This is a genomic window from Savagea faecisuis, from assembly GCF_042675605.1.
Taxonomy (GTDB): Bacteria; Bacillota; Bacilli; order Bacillales_A; family Planococcaceae; genus Savagea; species Savagea faecisuis.
Window position 1 is genome coordinate 1 of the sequence record NZ_JBHTJF010000001.1, and the last position, 15,685, is coordinate 15,685.

Annotated in this window: 16 protein-coding genes and 1 other RNA gene; 15 read left to right on the forward strand and 2 right to left on the reverse strand. The window is 41.0% G+C overall.

The features are described from left to right. From ACFQ0V_RS00005 to ACFQ0V_RS00055, 11 genes are all read left to right on the forward strand, one after another. Positions 1-221: IS30 family transposase (locus tag ACFQ0V_RS00005; protein WP_381008497.1), on the forward strand; the 221-nt coding region annotated here is incomplete at its 5' end. 154 nt (positions 222-375) lie between these two features. After that, positions 376-641: signal recognition particle sRNA large type (gene ffs / locus ACFQ0V_RS00010), an RNA gene on the forward strand. 503 nt (positions 642-1,144) lie between these two features. After that, complete coding sequence (dnaX, locus tag ACFQ0V_RS00015) at positions 1,145-2,860, forward strand: DNA polymerase III subunit gamma/tau (RefSeq protein ID WP_381008499.1); 1,716 nt, start codon at positions 1,145-1,147, stop codon at positions 2,858-2,860. Between the two features lie 24 nt (positions 2,861-2,884). Beyond that, a complete protein-coding gene (locus tag ACFQ0V_RS00020) occupies positions 2,885-3,205 on the forward strand; it encodes a YbaB/EbfC family nucleoid-associated protein (RefSeq protein WP_381008501.1) in 321 nt (106 codons plus the stop codon). A 10-nt stretch (positions 3,206-3,215) separates the two neighbouring features. Further along, positions 3,216-3,812, forward strand: coding sequence for a recombination mediator RecR (gene recR / locus ACFQ0V_RS00025; RefSeq protein WP_194563054.1), 597 nt, complete (start codon positions 3,216-3,218; stop codon positions 3,810-3,812). Continuing rightward, the gene (locus tag ACFQ0V_RS00030) at positions 3,812-4,042 is read left to right on the forward strand and encodes a YaaL family protein (RefSeq protein WP_381008504.1); all 231 of its coding nucleotides are present in this window, start codon (positions 3,812-3,814) and stop codon (positions 4,040-4,042) included. Before recR ends, ACFQ0V_RS00030 begins: the two co-directional genes overlap by 1 nt. A gap of 131 nt (positions 4,043-4,173) precedes the next feature. Then, positions 4,174-4,848, forward strand: a complete 675-nt coding sequence (locus tag ACFQ0V_RS00035) for a response regulator transcription factor (RefSeq protein WP_381008506.1) — start codon at positions 4,174-4,176, stop codon at positions 4,846-4,848. Further along, positions 4,845-6,230, forward strand: coding sequence for a sensor histidine kinase (locus ACFQ0V_RS00040; RefSeq protein WP_381008508.1), 1,386 nt, complete (start codon positions 4,845-4,847; stop codon positions 6,228-6,230). Before ACFQ0V_RS00035 ends, ACFQ0V_RS00040 begins: the two co-directional genes overlap by 4 nt. An 87-nt stretch (positions 6,231-6,317) precedes the next feature. Further along, positions 6,318-6,722: a hypothetical protein gene (locus ACFQ0V_RS00045; protein WP_381008510.1), complete on the forward strand. Its 405-nt coding sequence runs from the start codon at positions 6,318-6,320 to the stop codon at positions 6,720-6,722. A 150-nt stretch (positions 6,723-6,872) separates the two neighbouring features. Then, positions 6,873-7,208, forward strand: a complete 336-nt coding sequence (locus tag ACFQ0V_RS00050; protein ID WP_381008511.1) for an MMPL family transporter — start codon at positions 6,873-6,875, stop codon at positions 7,206-7,208. A 17-nt stretch (positions 7,209-7,225) separates the two neighbouring features. Next, positions 7,226-7,894, forward strand: a complete 669-nt coding sequence (locus tag ACFQ0V_RS00055; protein WP_381008513.1) for an MMPL family transporter — start codon at positions 7,226-7,228, stop codon at positions 7,892-7,894. Between the two features lie 85 nt (positions 7,895-7,979). Here ACFQ0V_RS00055 and topB read toward each other — a convergent pair whose 3' ends face one another. Continuing rightward, a complete protein-coding gene (topB, locus tag ACFQ0V_RS00060; RefSeq protein ID WP_381008514.1) occupies positions 7,980-10,118 on the reverse strand; it encodes a type IA DNA topoisomerase in 2,139 nt (712 codons plus the stop codon). A gap of 222 nt (positions 10,119-10,340) precedes the next feature. Here topB and ACFQ0V_RS00065 point away from each other — a divergent pair, with 222 nt between their 5' ends. Next, on the forward strand, positions 10,341-10,535 hold the full coding sequence (locus tag ACFQ0V_RS00065; protein WP_381008516.1) for an antitoxin VbhA family protein: 195 nt from the start codon (positions 10,341-10,343) through the stop codon (positions 10,533-10,535). Positions 10,536-10,573: 38 nt separating this feature from the next. On the opposite strand, the gene ACFQ0V_RS00070 is transcribed toward ACFQ0V_RS00065, so the two are convergent. Further along, positions 10,574-12,220: a sigma-54 interaction domain-containing protein gene (locus ACFQ0V_RS00070; protein ID WP_381008518.1), complete on the reverse strand. Its 1,647-nt coding sequence runs from the start codon at positions 12,218-12,220 to the stop codon at positions 10,574-10,576. Between the two features lie 208 nt (positions 12,221-12,428). On the opposite strand from ACFQ0V_RS00070, the gene ACFQ0V_RS00075 reads away from it, so the two are divergent. Genes ACFQ0V_RS00075 through ACFQ0V_RS00085 form a run of 3 tightly spaced genes read left to right on the forward strand, consistent with a single transcriptional unit; the run spans position 12,429 to position 15,669 of the window. Then, complete coding sequence (locus tag ACFQ0V_RS00075; RefSeq protein ID WP_194563090.1) at positions 12,429-13,361, forward strand: thiamine pyrophosphate-dependent dehydrogenase E1 component subunit alpha; 933 nt, start codon at positions 12,429-12,431, stop codon at positions 13,359-13,361. Positions 13,362-13,374: 13 nt separating this feature from the next. Further along, positions 13,375-14,361, forward strand: coding sequence for an alpha-ketoacid dehydrogenase subunit beta (locus ACFQ0V_RS00080; RefSeq protein WP_194563044.1), 987 nt, complete (start codon positions 13,375-13,377; stop codon positions 14,359-14,361). Positions 14,362-14,376: 15 nt separating this feature from the next. Continuing rightward, positions 14,377-15,669 carry a dihydrolipoamide acetyltransferase family protein gene (locus ACFQ0V_RS00085; RefSeq protein WP_194563043.1) on the forward strand — a complete coding sequence of 431 codons (1,293 nt, stop codon included), beginning with the start codon at positions 14,377-14,379 and terminating at the stop codon, positions 15,667-15,669. Positions 15,670-15,685 lie beyond the last annotated feature (16 nt).

A 15,685-nucleotide genomic window follows, 5' to 3' on the forward strand; every position in this document is an offset into this window, starting at 1 on the left:
AATTTAGTGAACTTAGCGCACAAGGAAAAGAAATGGGAATAGATGTTTATTTTGCGCATCCATATGCATATTGGGAGAGAGGGACGAATGAACGTCATAATGGGCTACTCAGACGTTTTATAAAGAAAGGGCAACAGATTCATGCATACTCAGACCAGCGCATTGCAGAAGTTGCCAATTGGATGAATACATTCCCCCGGAAAATTTGCGAAATTCGTTGATTGTGTGGCCTAGGCCACATAATCAACAAATTGACATAAAAACCTTATATAGTGGTTTCACATAAAGTGTTGCATTTAATATTGCAATTTAGGATAAAAGTTTTGAAAAGGTTGAGAGTTGATTTTTTAAGGAAAAATGCTATACTTAGAAATGCCGTGCTAGGTGGGGAATTAGCGGTGCCCTGTACTTGCAATCCGCTTCAGCAAGACTGAATCCCTTCTCGAGGCTTCTCGTATTGTAGAGTCTGCCTCATGCACGTAGTGTTGACGTTTGGGTCCTGCGCAATGGAAACCCATGAACCATGTCAGGTCCGGAAGGAAGCAGCATTAAGTGGATCATTTCATGTGCCGCGGGGCAGCCTAGGCTGAGCTGGCGACATGAGTAACGTCTATGTGCGGTCGTCGAAGGAAGGTGCGCGGCATAATTAAGAATTTTCAACAGTCACTTCATTGAGAAGTGGCTGTTTTTCATTTATCGATGAGTTGTAAAGTGAGCATAGAGAAAATCATTCCCCGTGCTCACTTTTTTTATATTGAATATGCTTTTTGATGGAAAAGAACAATAGAAAAGAAAGAAGGAGTGCAACAAATCTGAGCAGTTTCACGAACCAAAGTGTGAAACCAAATACAATGGTGTACACCCCATAAGCAATCCAAATGAAAAATGCTAAAAATATTAAAGACGGACGGGCTTTCCTGTATTTAGATAAAGGTGGATGTTCTGTATTGTGCAAAGTAATCTCTCCTTTACGTCTTGTATAGTGAAGGTTAGAACATTCGAAAGATGAGTACAGTATATTGCATGGCGTAATTATTGCACCAAATGATTATCGTTTACATAAACGTTCTCGCTGTTTGCAAAGTAAAAGACATGAGAAAATGGTATAATAAACGAATGAGAAAAAAGAAAGGAAGCGACGTGAATGATTCATCAATCGTTTTATCGGGCGTATCGTCCACAAACGTTCGGAGATATGTCAGGACAAGCACTAGTGAAGCAGACGCTACAAAATGCTTTGCTCCATAATCGAACGACTCACGCTTATTTGTTCTCCGGACCTCGTGGGACTGGGAAGACGACGACGGCTAAAGTGTTTGCGAAAGCTTTGAACTGTGAGCGTGGATCAGCACCTGAACCTTGTAATGAATGTGCGACGTGCGTAAGCATTACAGAAGGTTCAAATACTGACGTCATTGAATTTGACGCTGCCTCGAACTCGCGAGTGGAAGAGATGCGTGAAATTATCGGAAAAGTTCACGTAGCTCCAGCTCGGTCCCCTTATAAAGTGTATATTATCGATGAAGTGCACATGTTATCGAATTCAGCATTTAATGCGCTCTTAAAAACGTTAGAGGAGCCACCGAGTCATGTCGTCTTTATTTTAGCGACGACCGAACCGCATAAAATTCCGCTGACGATTATTTCACGCTGTCAACGATTCGACTTTAAGCCGTTAACGAATGAAGAAATTATCGATCGTTTATCAGTTGTTTTAAATGATATTGGAGTGACCGCGGAAAAAGGAGCGCTTCAAGTGATCGCACAGGCGGCTTCTGGTGGAATGCGAGATGCACTCAGTATGTTGGATCAAGTCGTTGCTTTCAGTAGCGATACGATTACGGTAGACGCAGCCTTGCTCGTCACAGGTTCAATTAGCGAAAATCGTTTTTACGAATTGATGGATGCGCTCGTTTCAAACGATCCGAAACGAGCATTGTCAATCATCGATGAATTGATGCAAGAAGGGAAAGATGAACTGCGTCTCGTCGAAGATAGCATCACATTGTTCCGTGACTTTCTTCTATTGAAAACAGCGAACGATTCCGGACATCTTTTACAAATGATTCAAGAGCCGGCGACATTTCAGTCTGTCATTGAACGGTTTACAGTAGAACAGCTATACGCTTGTATCGACGTATTCGCTCAAGCGCAACAAGAGATGCGTTTTTCAAATTATGCGCGTGTGTATATCGAATCGGCTTTATTAAAAATTATCCATATGATGTCAGTCGCTCCAGTAGCGACCGCAGAAGCACCAGTAGCTGAAAATGTGCAACAACAGCTCGATGATTTACGGAAGACGGTATCCGATTTACGTCAGCTTGTCGCTAACCGTCCTGCTCCTGTAAAACAAGCGAAACAAGTATCGAGAGCACCCCAACAAAAGCCTGTCATTCGAGTGCCGAAAGCGAAAGTAGAAGGGGTATTAGCGGAAGCGACGAAGCAAGACCTCGTTCAATTGCGTTCGCTATGGGCGAATTTAATGCAAGCTTTAACAAAATCACACGCAGCACTTTTAGAAGAAACAGAACCGGTAGCAGCATCTTCGAGTGCTTTTGTGTTAAAATTCAATTATGATATTCATTGTTCTATCGCCCTTGAAAAAGAGATGTTGCGAGATGAACTGCTGCGCACGTTGCAACAGTTTTTACAAAAGCCGTACGATGTCATTTACGTTCCAGAAGAACAGTGGCAAAAAATTCGGTCTGAATTTATCGCAACGAAGATGAATCGCTCAGAAGAAGTAGAAGAACAAAGAGAAGAAGCTTTTGAAATGCATGATGTGGCAGATGAACAAGAGCATATCGTTCAAGCGACTGAATTGTTTGGAGATATCGTAACAGTCGTCGACGAATAAAAATTAATGAGGAGGCATACAATTATGCGTGGTATGGGAAATATGCAAGGTATGATGAAACAAATGCAAAAAATGCAAAAGAAAATGACGGAAGCTCAAGAGAAACTAGGTGAAGAGCGCATCGTCGGAGAAGCGGGAAATGGTATGGTGAAAGTGACGGTTTCAGGACATCGTGAAGTGCTCGATATCGAAATCGATCCAGAATTAGCAGATCCAGAAGATGTGGAAATGTTACAAGACATCATCATCATCGCAACGAACGACGCATTGAAAAAAGCGGAACAATTGTCTGAAAGCACGATGGGACAATTTACGAAAGGCTTAAACTTACCAGGAATGTTCTAGGAGGCGTCCAATGCATTATCCAGAACCGATTTCAAAGTTGATTGATAGTTTTATGAAACTGCCGACAATCGGCCCGAAAACAGCGAGTCGTCTCGCTTTTTTCGTGTTAAATATGGAAGAAGATACAGTGCTCGACTTTGCGAAAGCACTCGTCGATGCGAAACGAAATATTCATTTCTGTTCGGTTTGTGGTCATATTACGGATGTAGATCCTTGTCACATATGCCAAGACCAGTCGCGAGATGAGTCGATGATCTGTGTCGTCCAAGATCCGAAAGATGTCATCGCGATGGAAAAAATGCGCGATTATAACGGTCGTTATCACGTGTTACACGGTGCGATTTCGCCGATGGACGGAGTAGGACCTGAAGATATTAACGTGCCTAGTTTATTGACGCGCCTTCAAGATGAGCGCGTACAAGAACTCATTTTAGCGACGAACCCGACAGTAGAAGGGGAAGCGACCGCGATGTATATTTCGCGTCTCGTGAAACCATCTGGCATTAAAACGACACGAATTGCGCACGGCTTACCAGTCGGAGGCGACTTAGAGTATGCGGATGAAGTGACGCTCTCTAAAGCGATTGAAGGACGGAGGGAACTGTAATGTTTCGTTTATTTCGAAAGCGTTCTTCTGTACGTCAAGAGTTTGATGACCGCTTCATGCAGTTATTACAAGAATTAAAAGAAGAGTGGGAACAAGCCCGCGAACTTGAAGAGCTTGTACGCGATTACGATGAACAAGTGATCGCTAAACGCAAAATAGCAGAAAGTAAATATTTTTACATGTTTAAAGAGGCGAAAGAACGCAACATTCGTTTAAATCGTCGTTTTTAAAAGCTATCACAATCAGATAACGGTTGTGATAGCTTTTTTTTGTAATAAATCATCCTCTATCGTATCGTGTGCGAAATAAAAGTATGTGATGTAAAATTCATAACGTATGGTAGAAAGAAGGAGTGAATGAGATGAAAATATTAGTAGTAGATGATGATCGTCACATTGTAGAGTTAGTCTCGATTCATTTACAAGAAGCGGGTTACAAAGTGATGAAAGCATATGATGGGGAAGAAGCCCTTATATTAGTAGAAAATGAAATTCCAGACCTCGCCATCGTTGATGTGATGATGCCGAAGATGGATGGTTACACATTGACGAAAGAATTGCGTGCATATGATGACATTCCTGTGCTCATGTTGACAGCAAAAGGAGAATTAGAAGATAAAGAACGCGGATTTACAGCAGGGAGCGATGACTATGTCGTTAAACCATTTGAACCTCAAGAATTATTGTTCCGTGTTCGTGCCATTTTACGTCGTTATGACAAGGCGACGGACGATCAAATTGTCGCAGGTCCATTAAAAATTGATCGTCAGCGCTATGAAGTACATATTCAAAACAAAACTTTTTTACTCCCATTGAAAGAATTCGATTTACTTTCTTTACTCGCTTCTCGACCAGGTCACGTATATGCGCGTGATTTTTTAATCGAGCGCGTGTGGGGATATGATTACGAAGGAGATGAACAGACGTTAAACGTACATATTAAACGTTTGCGTGATAAGTTAGCTCCATTTGAAGATGAAGTGAAAATTGTGACGATGCGTGGCGTCGGATACAAATTTGAGGTTGTGGGCGAATGAAATCATTGTACGGAAAATTTTTAGCGATGACTGCGATCATTATGGTGATGAGTACAGTCATCGCCTTTTTAATCGTCAATACGTATTATCATCAAAATATGAAGGAAGAAAATTCAGCGAAAAATATATCGATTGTCCAACAAATCGCGACATATATTGAATCGGAACAGCCGCCTAACTTGGAGTTCTTTTTACGCACGGAAGCAGCGGTCGGGTATAAGCTCGTACTCGTTTCACCAACTGAAGAAATCGAATTTTTCGGCGCGCCTTTTCGCGAGCACAATTTAGCGCAAGATGCGATTGACCAAGTGTTAGAAGGACAAGTGTACAACGGTATGCAAAACTTCCCGACGGAAACGTTTATGACAGGCTTTTTCGCAGATGAGTCATCGAATACGGTCGGAAGTCCCGTATTATATCAAGGTGAGCGGTATGCTTTATTTTTACGTCCCGATATTAAATTATTGTTTACGGAAGTTCATTTATTATTAGGTGGAATGGTCATCGTCATTGCGATCATTAGCTTTTTAGCGATGTTATTTTTCGCGAAGAAATTAATCGATCCGATTACAGAGTTAACAAAGGCGACGAAGCAAATTGGCGATGAAAAATTTGTCGAGTCACTCGATATTGCGCGCCAAGATGAAATTGGACAGCTCGCTCAAAGCTTTAGTCAAATGGTGGAAAGCTTAAAGCAAAATGATCAAATGCGTAAACAATTTATTAGCGATGTGTCTCACGATTTTCAATCTCCTTTATTAAACATTCGTGGCTATGCTTCTTTATTGAATAAAGGAGAAGTCGATGAGAAGATGCGCCAACAATATGCATCGATTATTGAATCTGAAACAGAACGTTTGTCGACATTGACGAAGCAATTGTTGTTGTTAACGTCACTCGACCAATTAAAGACGCCATTGCAAAAGAAAACGTACGCGTTAGATGAACAAATTCGAGATGTCGTGCGTAATTATCAGTGGCAAATTGTTAATAAAGAGCTATCATTAGAGCTCGAAGTAGAGCCGATTACTTATCAAGGCGATCCAGCGTTTCTAGAAAAAGTGTGGGATAATCTCATTTCCAACGCTGTGAAGTATACAGAACAAGGAAGTATTCGCATTACGTTAAAAGAATTGTCTGAAGATGTCGTATTTTGTATTGAAGACACTGGGATTGGCATCTCAGAGGAGCATTTGCCTCAATTGTTTGAGCGTTTTTACCGAGCAGATTCTTCCAGAACGAAAGAGATTGAAGGGACGGGGCTCGGTTTGGCGATCGTCCAGCAAGTGGTCGAACTGCACGGGGGAACGATTGATATGAAAAGCGAGTTTGAAAAAGGAACACGCATTACCGTCTGTTTACCTAAAGAAATATTGAAATAATATTATGTTTAAGTTCCGTTCACTCTCCGTTCATGTAGAAATTTTAAACTGTGAATACATTGTGAAGTAGGAGGAGAGGAAATCGATATGTTACAACAAACATGGAGTATACGTTTAATTCGTATTTCAGCAATTTTTGGTTTAATCGGCGCAGTGCTCGGTTCACATATGGCTGGATCTGGTTCTTACGGATTCCGACCAATTCACGCCCACATTTTATTAGTAGGGTGGTTATCTGTTTTCGCGTGGGGAGCATTTTACCGCATCTTTAAAGTGCGTGCATCTAAATTAATTTCAGCTCACGGCTGGACAGGGATTATCGGTTCAATCGGATTAACAGCAGGCATGTGGTTACAATTTATGGAGCCCTTCCAAATCAATCCGACGATTTCGTTAATTTTCTATATCGTAGGTGGCTCGATTTTATTAATTAGTTTTGCTTTATTCATCGTCGTTACTTTCTTTATCGAAAAGGATGAGAAATTCGTATGAATAAAAAAGATGGTTTTCGTTAGTAGCAATTTGGCTCGTAGCGACGATGATTTTAAGTGTCGTCGCTCCTGGATCTAAAGAATTTACATTACCGACTATTCACTTTTAATTTTCTCACGTTTCCGTGAAGAGTTACGCCGTCATGAATCGGTGAACGATGCGATGCGTGAAGCGATGAAACATGTGAGAGAGCCTATTTTCTTCAGTGGAAGTACGATCGTGCTCGGAATGGCAACATTGTTCTTCTCTCTTTATGAGCCGTATCGCAACTTCGCTCCTGTCTTTGCGATTGCAGCGGCCGTCATGTTAATTGCGGGACTCACTTTACTTCCAGCATTGTTTGCGATTTTCGGTCGCGTTGCTTTTTGGCCATTCATTCCAAAATACGGAGAGATGGTGAAAGAGAAACGTACAATTTGGCGTAAAGTAGCGGATGTCGTCACCGCAAAACCTTTAACATTTTTAATTCCAGTCATTCTCGTATAGGCGTCGGCGCTTGGAATATGACGAATATGAAAACATCATTTGATTTAATCGAATCATTCCCAGAAGATTTGTCTTCTCGCGTCGGATATGAGCGATTAGGCGAAGTGTTTTCGAAAGGAAGTCTCGCTCCAGGAACATTGCTCATGATTCGTGATGAAGACTGGACAGAAGATACATTGAAAGAAAAAATGGAACAATTGAATGAATTAGACGGTGTACAATCCGTTCGTCCGACGGGTCATCCGTTAGTGGAAGATCATTTCAATGTGGCGAAATTAGCGATTACATTCGACGGTAATCCACACGGTCATGAAGCGATGGATACGGTCGAAATGTTAAGAGACATGTCTAAAGAAGGCGATGAATTGTATATCGCCGGAGAGACAGCGAAAAATGTCGACATCCGCGATATTAACGAGCGAGATACGTGGCTCGTCGTCGGCTTAATGACAGCGCTCATTGCGATTATGCTCGGTTTCCAAACGAAGTCAGTCATCGCACCAATTTATATGGTCGGTTCTATTTTATACTTCATTACATTAATTATCGTCTCGATGGGTTTTTCACTCATTTTGGAAATGATGTCGGATTCAGGTCGCACGGTACGACGAGAACGTTCGTCTAATCCGTTTACCCGAGTGAAAATCTTTTTCCGTACACAATTTCGTTATTTGGCATTATGTTAATTCGCGTCGCGATTCAAAGTATGTATCGCACGAAAAAATAAAACAGTTCCATTTTGGTTATGTGCTAAAATGGAACTGTTTTGCGTTACGGTTCAAACAAGAGTGAAATTTCACCGTGTTGAAATTGGAGTTTTGCGTTGAAGGTTTTGCCGTCATTCGATGTGAATCCTTTAATTAAATTCGTTTCTCCTTTTTCGCATAAATGTTTAATATTCGTTTTCGTCAATTTCTTTTTTAAAAATGTCCCGGGAAATGTTTGCTTACATCCTTGGCGGTAATGCGTACATCCGTAAAACGATTGACGTTGTACGATTTTCCCTTTCTGACATCTCGGACATGTGGCGATCGGAATTCGGTCCCATTTCGTCGCTTTTTTCTTTCCTATGAAAGGCGCGACTGTGAAAGGCCGTCGTTGAAGTTCATCAGGTGTCGTGGCGAGTAAGTGGTGTAAAAATTTCTCCATGCTCGTTAAAAATTTATCACTTGAACCTGTTCCAGCACCAATTTTTTTCAAATACGTTTCCCATTTTGCGGTCATGGAAGGACTCGCTAGTAAGGTCCCTTGAATCGCTTCGCAAAAAATTCTTCCTTTATCGGTTAATTGGACGATGTTTTTTTGAACGTCAATGTATTGATGAGTTTTTAAAGTTTCGATAATCGAACTGCGTGTCGCTTCTGTACCGATGCCTTCAATCTCTTTTAAAATTTCAACTTCCGCTTCGTCTTCGATATGTTTCCCACATGTTTTCATTAAAGTGATCAACTGACCTTCTGTATAAGGTTTTGGCGGTGTCGTTTTCCCTTCGTGAATCTGGATTGTCGCGCGGACTGTTTCTCCTTTTTGTAAAGGCGGAAGCATATTTGCCTCGTCTTCTTTATTGTTCGATTGTGGGAAGAGCTCTTTCCATCCGACGTCGAGTGTACGCTTTCCTTTTGACAGGAAAGGAAGACGTTTCACAGCGGTCGTGACGCTCGTTTCTAAATAGACGAACGGGCGATGGAACATACATAATGTCGTTCTTAAAATTTCTTCATAAAGTAATCGTTCTTCTCGTTTCATTTTTTCTATCGTCGTTCGAGTAGGTACGGTTTTCGTCGGGACGATCGCGTAATGTTCTTGCACTTTCGCATTGTCGACATAGCGCTTCGATGGCTTCATCGTAGCTGCTTCGAACGGTTGCCGAAGGAGGGTTTCATAGCGCTCTTTATTTTGTTGAATGTATTGCCACTCATTCGTCGTAATGTGACGGCTATCCGTGCGTGGATAGGAAATATACTTTTTTTCATAAAGCGTTTGGGCCGTTTTTAAAGTGACTGCTGGACTCATTTTCCATTTTCGGTTGGCGGTCGCTTGTAAAGTAGAGAGCGAATGAAGGAGAGGAGGGAGTTGACGTTTTTCGCGCTCCGTATGTTCAGTAATCGTTCCTTCATCATTTGGCTGAATCTCATGTTGATGCAATAGTCGTTCTACTTCTTGGCGCGTTTTAAAGCGTCCGTCGACTTTGCCTTCATATGTTCCTTTTGCACTTTGAAACGTAGCGACGGCTTCGAAGAAAGGTTCTACTTTGAACTGTTCGATTTCTTTTATCCGTTCGTAAACGAGAAAGACAGTCGGCGACTGCACGCGGCCGACCGGGAACACATCTTCATAGCCACGCTGTTGCAGAAGTAACGTATAAATACGGGAAGCGTTCATCCCGACGAGCCAGTCGCTCACTTGACGCGTGCGCGCTTCATCATACAATTTTAAATCGCGTTCATTCGTCTGCAGTTGAGTGAAGCCTCGACGAATTTCATCGACTTCTAACGAGTTGATCCACAAGCGTAAAATTTGTTTCGGCCGCGCTCCAGTTAAACGGAAAATCGAATAAAAAATATTCGACCCTTCTCGGTCAATATCACAGGCATTAATAATCAAATCTGCTTGCCGAAAAAGTTGCTGGACAGCTTTAAATTGTTGGAACTTTCCTTTAGCGACTTGAAATTCAAAAGTTTCTGGGAAAATCGGTAGACTGGCTAGGTTCCAACGCGTCCATTTGGTGTCATAAGCTTTAGGGTCTTTTAATTCCACTAAATGTCCAATCCCCCATGTAATAGTAGCTCCATTTGGAAAGGTAGGGCAAGCAGCGAGAATAATATGGGTTTTATGTTTACTGGCCACAGTAAATGCATCCGCATAAGCTTTAGCTTGGGATGGTTTTTCTGCGAATATGATCGTATTCATACGCACACTCCTTTCTTGAAACGTTTGTTCTCATAGATGAATTATCGCATAGGATGGATCATGCTTTCAACTGACATATGATTTAAAGCAATGTCTTCGTTTTCCTCGCACAACACTCGCCATCGATTAGATAGAATGTTAAAATATACATATATTCCCTATTGAATAAAGTTATTATGGACGAAACAGGCATATGAATATTAAAGGATGAGGAGGGTATGTATGAATTTGCAAACGAGAGAAGAACGTAAAGCGAGTGTTGAGTTAGCGAGTGCTCGGAATTCTTTAGGGCTGTCTAATAGTTCCCATTCGGAATTTTACCTTCATTTATTACAGCGTTATATCGACGGCGAAGTGACTTTGGAGGAAAAAGGGGAAATGTTAAAAGCTTATTATATGAAATCGTCGAAATCTTAAAAAAAGAGTGATGCATTTTTGCATCACTCTTTTTTAGTTTATTTAATGTCTTCTACGCGTAAATTGTAGCGTTTCATTTTGCGGACGAGTGTCGATTGATCAATATCGAGTGAACGAGCTGCACTGCGTAAGCTAGGATGTTCTTTAATGCGCTCTTTTAAAAAGTGAATTTCAATTGAAGCTAAATATTGTTTCAGAGGTACATTCGCTTCTGGAATCATCGTTTCCACACGGTCGTTCACTCGATCGTTCGAAAATTCTTTATCGATATGTGCAGATTTGAGGACATTGTCTTCACTCATTAAAACGATGCGTTCGACCATATTTTGAAGCTCTCGGACATTTCCAGGCCAGTCATAACGACGTAAGCGTTCGAGAACTTCGCTACTAATTTGTTTATTCAATCCGTATTGTTCGTTTAATTCTTTTAAAAAATGATAAGTGAGTGGAATGACATCTTCTTTTCGTTCGCGTAGCGGCGGGATAATAATAGGGATGATGTTTAAGCGATAAAATAAATCTTTCCGAAATTCTCCTGCTTGAACCATCGCGTTTAAATCACGATTCGTCGCTGCGATAATGCGCACGTTAACCGTTCGGGGCGTCGTTCCACCGACAGGAGTAATTTCGCGTTCTTCTAACACGCGTAAAATTTTCACTTGTAAGTCAAGTGGCATCTCTCCGATTTCATCCAAAAATAAAATTCCGTCATTGGCTGCTTCGATTAGTCCAATTTTCCCTTGTTTGGAAGCGCCTGTGAATGAGCCTGATACGTAACCGAATAATTCGGATTCTAGTAAATTTTCTGGAATGGCGCCACAATTTATTTTAATGAGTGGTTTCTTTTTACGTAAGCTATGCATATGAATGAGATTGACGATTTTTTCTTTCCCTACCCCTGATTCCCCTTGGATGATGACCCCTGAATCAATTTGCGCGATTTTTAGCGCTCGTTCAATGACTTCTTTCATTTTAGCGGAGGAAGAAATGAGTGAAAGCTTAGGATTTAATTGTTCTTTTAACGATTTTAATTCTTCTGTAATTTTTTGATTCGTTTCTTCTAAAGTTTGAATTTCTGTTTCTAATTGATTTAATTGAGTCAAATCGCGCACATTGTTGACGACTTTTTTTATATCTCCCGTTTTGTCGCGAATCGGTACGGCTGATACGAGTACATTTTTACCTGTATTGATCGATTGATTAATCGTGACCGAATCATTTTTATAAAGGGCTTGTAGCGTAGCCGAATGGTCGATGACGCCGAGCTCTTCCAATTCTGTTAAATTCCTCCCGATACATTCAGAAGGATGCAGGCCAGTAATATCCCCATATGCAGGATTTTGATGCAAAATTAATCCTTTATTATCAGAAATAACGATTCCATCAAAAGAGGAGTTGATGACCTCATACAATTCATTATAAACTTCTGCGGATTTTTTATTTTCTCTTTCCAGTAAGACGACATTCGATAACGGTTGAATGAATATGATGCCATTATTGATTGATAAATTCGTAATTTCACATAAACATTCTAATAAACAATAATGTTGGATATTTTCTTGGAAGTGAGATTTGAACGTCTCGAAATAGTATAAAAAGTGCTGGGCGACTTCGTTTGTATGCTTAAAATGCCCATGTTCATCCAAGATGATAATTCCTAAACTCGAATTTAATTGATGATTCACGCAAAAAAGCCTCCTTAATGATGATTTTATTCATCATACAGGCAAAAAATCATCACTTCAATAGGAAATAATGCATGAAAACGTTGAAAGCACTTACAATTTTGATTGGCATGAATATTGCATATATTTATAAGGCGAGTGTAAAAAGGAGGAATTGTTAGTGAAAACTATCGAGCAATTACAATTATCAAAATCAGACGTTCATAAAATGTTATATGACATGATTTTAATTCGAAAATTTGAAGAAGAGGTTGAAAAACTTTTCTTACGTGGAAAAATTCACGGCACGATGCATTTATGCATTGGACAAGAAGCTACAGCGGTTGGGGCATGTTTCCCATTAACGCTTGACGATAAAATTACGAGTACGCACCGTGGACACGGTCACAGCTTAGCAAAAGGGATGCAGTCAGACCGCATGTTAGCGGAATTGTTAGCGAAAGAAACAGGATACTGTAAAGGAAAAGGCGGATCGATGCATATTGCCGACTTAAACGTTGGAAACTTAGGAGCGAACGGAATTGTCGCTGCTGGTTTACCATTGGGCGTCGGAGCAGCGCTTACTTCTAAAATGAAAGATAAAAAAGAAGTCGTCGTTTGTTTCTTCGGAGATGGGGCGACGAATGAAGGGGCTTTCCATGAAGCGTTAAACCTAGCGTCTGTATGGGATCTTCCTGTCATCTTCTTCTGTGAAAATAATTTGTACGGTATGTCTGCATCTATTAAAGATATGACGAATGTTGAGCACATTTCAGATCGTGCGAAAGCTTACGGTATTCCAGGCGTAACGATCGATGGCAACAATATTTTAGAAGTATTATCGACGACACAAGAAGCGATTGAGCGTGCGCGTAATGGTGAAGGACCAACATTAATCGAAGCCGAAACATATCGTTGGAAAGGGCACTCTAAAAGTGACGCTCGAAAATATCGTTCACGTGAAGAAGAAAAAGAATGGCAAAAACAACGTGACCCTATCGTATTCTTTAAAGAGTTATTGATGGAAGAAGGACTTCTAACAGATGAAGAATATGCGGAAATCGAACAATCGGTAAAAGATGAAATTAAAAAATCTGTACAATTTGCTGAAGAGAGCAAGGAACCAGAATTATCAGATTTAATGACAGATATTTACGCGTAGGAGGAAAAGAATAATGAGAGAAATTACGTATTCAGAGGCAATTCGAGAATCGATGTCTCAAGCGATGAGAGGAAACGAAGATGTATTTATTATGGGAGAGGACATCGGGATTTACGGCGGTGCATTCGGGTTAACGAATGGCATGGTGGAAGAATTCGGTCCAGAACGCGTGCGCAATACGCCAATTTCAGAAGCTGCGATTAGTGGAGCGGCGGTAGGAGCGGCTATGACAGGTATGCGTCCGATTTTAGAAATTCAGTTTTCGGACTTCATTATGATTGCTCTTGACAATATCGTAAACCAAGCAGCGAAAACACGTTACATGTTTGGTGGCAAAGCGAAAGTGCCAGTTGTTGTACGCTTACCAGGTGGATCAGGCGCAGGGTTTGCGGCGCAACACTCCCAAAGCTTAGAAGCATGGATGGCACATGTTCCAGGACTATTTATCGTGCAACCGTCTAATGCTTACGATGCAAAGGGGCTAATGAAAACAGCAATCGATAATGACAATCCTGTCCTGTTCTATGAACACAAATTGCTTTACAATGTAAAAGGTGAAGTTCCTGAAGAAGAATATTCGATTCCATTTGGGGTAGCAAATGTTGCTAAAGAAGGAAATGATTTAACAATTGTTGCAACAGGTATTATGGTACAACGTTCATTAGAAGCAGCAGAAACATTGAAAGAACAAGGCATTTCCGTAGAAGTCATCGATCCGCGAACATTGGTCCCTTTAGATACGAAGACAATTTTAGAGTCTGTGAAGAAGACGAGAAAATTATTAGTCGTGTATGAGGCTGTTCAACGAGGAGGTTTCGGTACAGAAATTATTAGTACGATTGCTGAAAGTGAAGCATTTGACTATTTAGATGCACCGATTCGTCGTCTCGGCGGAAAAGAAACACCGATCCCTTATAACCCGAATTTAGAGAAATATGCTGTACCTCAAGTAGAAGACATTTTACGAGAAGCACAACGCATTATTAATAAAGAAGTGTAAGGGAGGGGAAAAGAGATGGCTGAAACGATTTTTATGCCAAAATTAGGCGCAACGATGGAAGAAGGTACAATCGTCAGTTGGATGATTGAAGAAGGTGGCTTCGTTGAAGAAGGCGACCCGATTGCTGAAATCCAGACAGATAAAATTATTTTAGAGCTTGAAGCAGAAACGTCAGGCTACTTATTGAAACAGCTCTATCCTGAAGGAACGGCAATCGGCGTGAATGAACCGATTGGGTATCTCGGAGAAGAAGGGGAAAGCATCGATCAAGTAGAAGTGACCACTCCTACACAAGCTTCGACTCCAAAAGTAGAAGAAGCGAAGCAAGAGCAATCGGTTGTTTCAAATGAATCAAGCGAGGTCGTATTGGCAACACCAGCTGCGCGTAAAGAAGCAGCTCGTCAAGGGATTGACTTAGCGAATGTGAAAGGTTCTGGTCCGCGAGGTCGCGTTCATTTAGAAGATGTAGCCCAACAGGCGAGCATTACACCGAAGATGACACCATTGGCGCAAAATATTGTCGCGCAAAACGGAGTCGATGTCACACAAGTGACAGGCTCAGGCCATAATGGAAAAATTACAAAGCGCGACGTACTCGGTTCGACATCAACCGCTCGAGAAGAAGTGAAAACGCCATTTAAAGGCATTCGTAAAGTTGTCGCTGATAATCTTTCAAAGTCATTCTATACTGCGCCACACGTCACATTGCATAGTGAAGTAGATATGACAAACTGCGTGAAATTAAGAACGGAACTTTTACCTGTTATCGAAAAACGCATTCAAATCCGTGTATCTTACAATGATCTCATCATTAAAGCTTGTGCATTAGCTTTAGAAAAACATCCGAATATCAATGTGTCATTAATTGATGACCATATCGTGCAACATGCTGATATTCATGTCGGCTTTGCAGTAGATACAGAAAATAGTCTCGTCGTCCCTGTCATTCAGCACGCGAATGAATTATCGATTCAAGAAGTGATGAGCGAAGCGCGCGAATTAATTCAAAAGTCGAAAGAAAATAAATTAACAGCGGCGCATATGCAAGGAAGTACATTTACGGTGAGCAATTTAGGAAAATATGCGATTCAAGGGTTCACACCAATTATTAATCAGCCGAATGCAGCGATTTTAGGCGTCGGTACAATCGAAAAGAAACCGAAAGTCGTAGGCGATGAAATTGCTATTCGCGATATGATGACGCTCAGCCTTTCATTCGATCATCGACTCATCGATGGCGCACCAGCCGCCGCATTTATTTCTGAAGTGAAAAACTTATTGGAAGAGCCATTATCTTTATTGGTTTAGAAACGGAGGAATGACT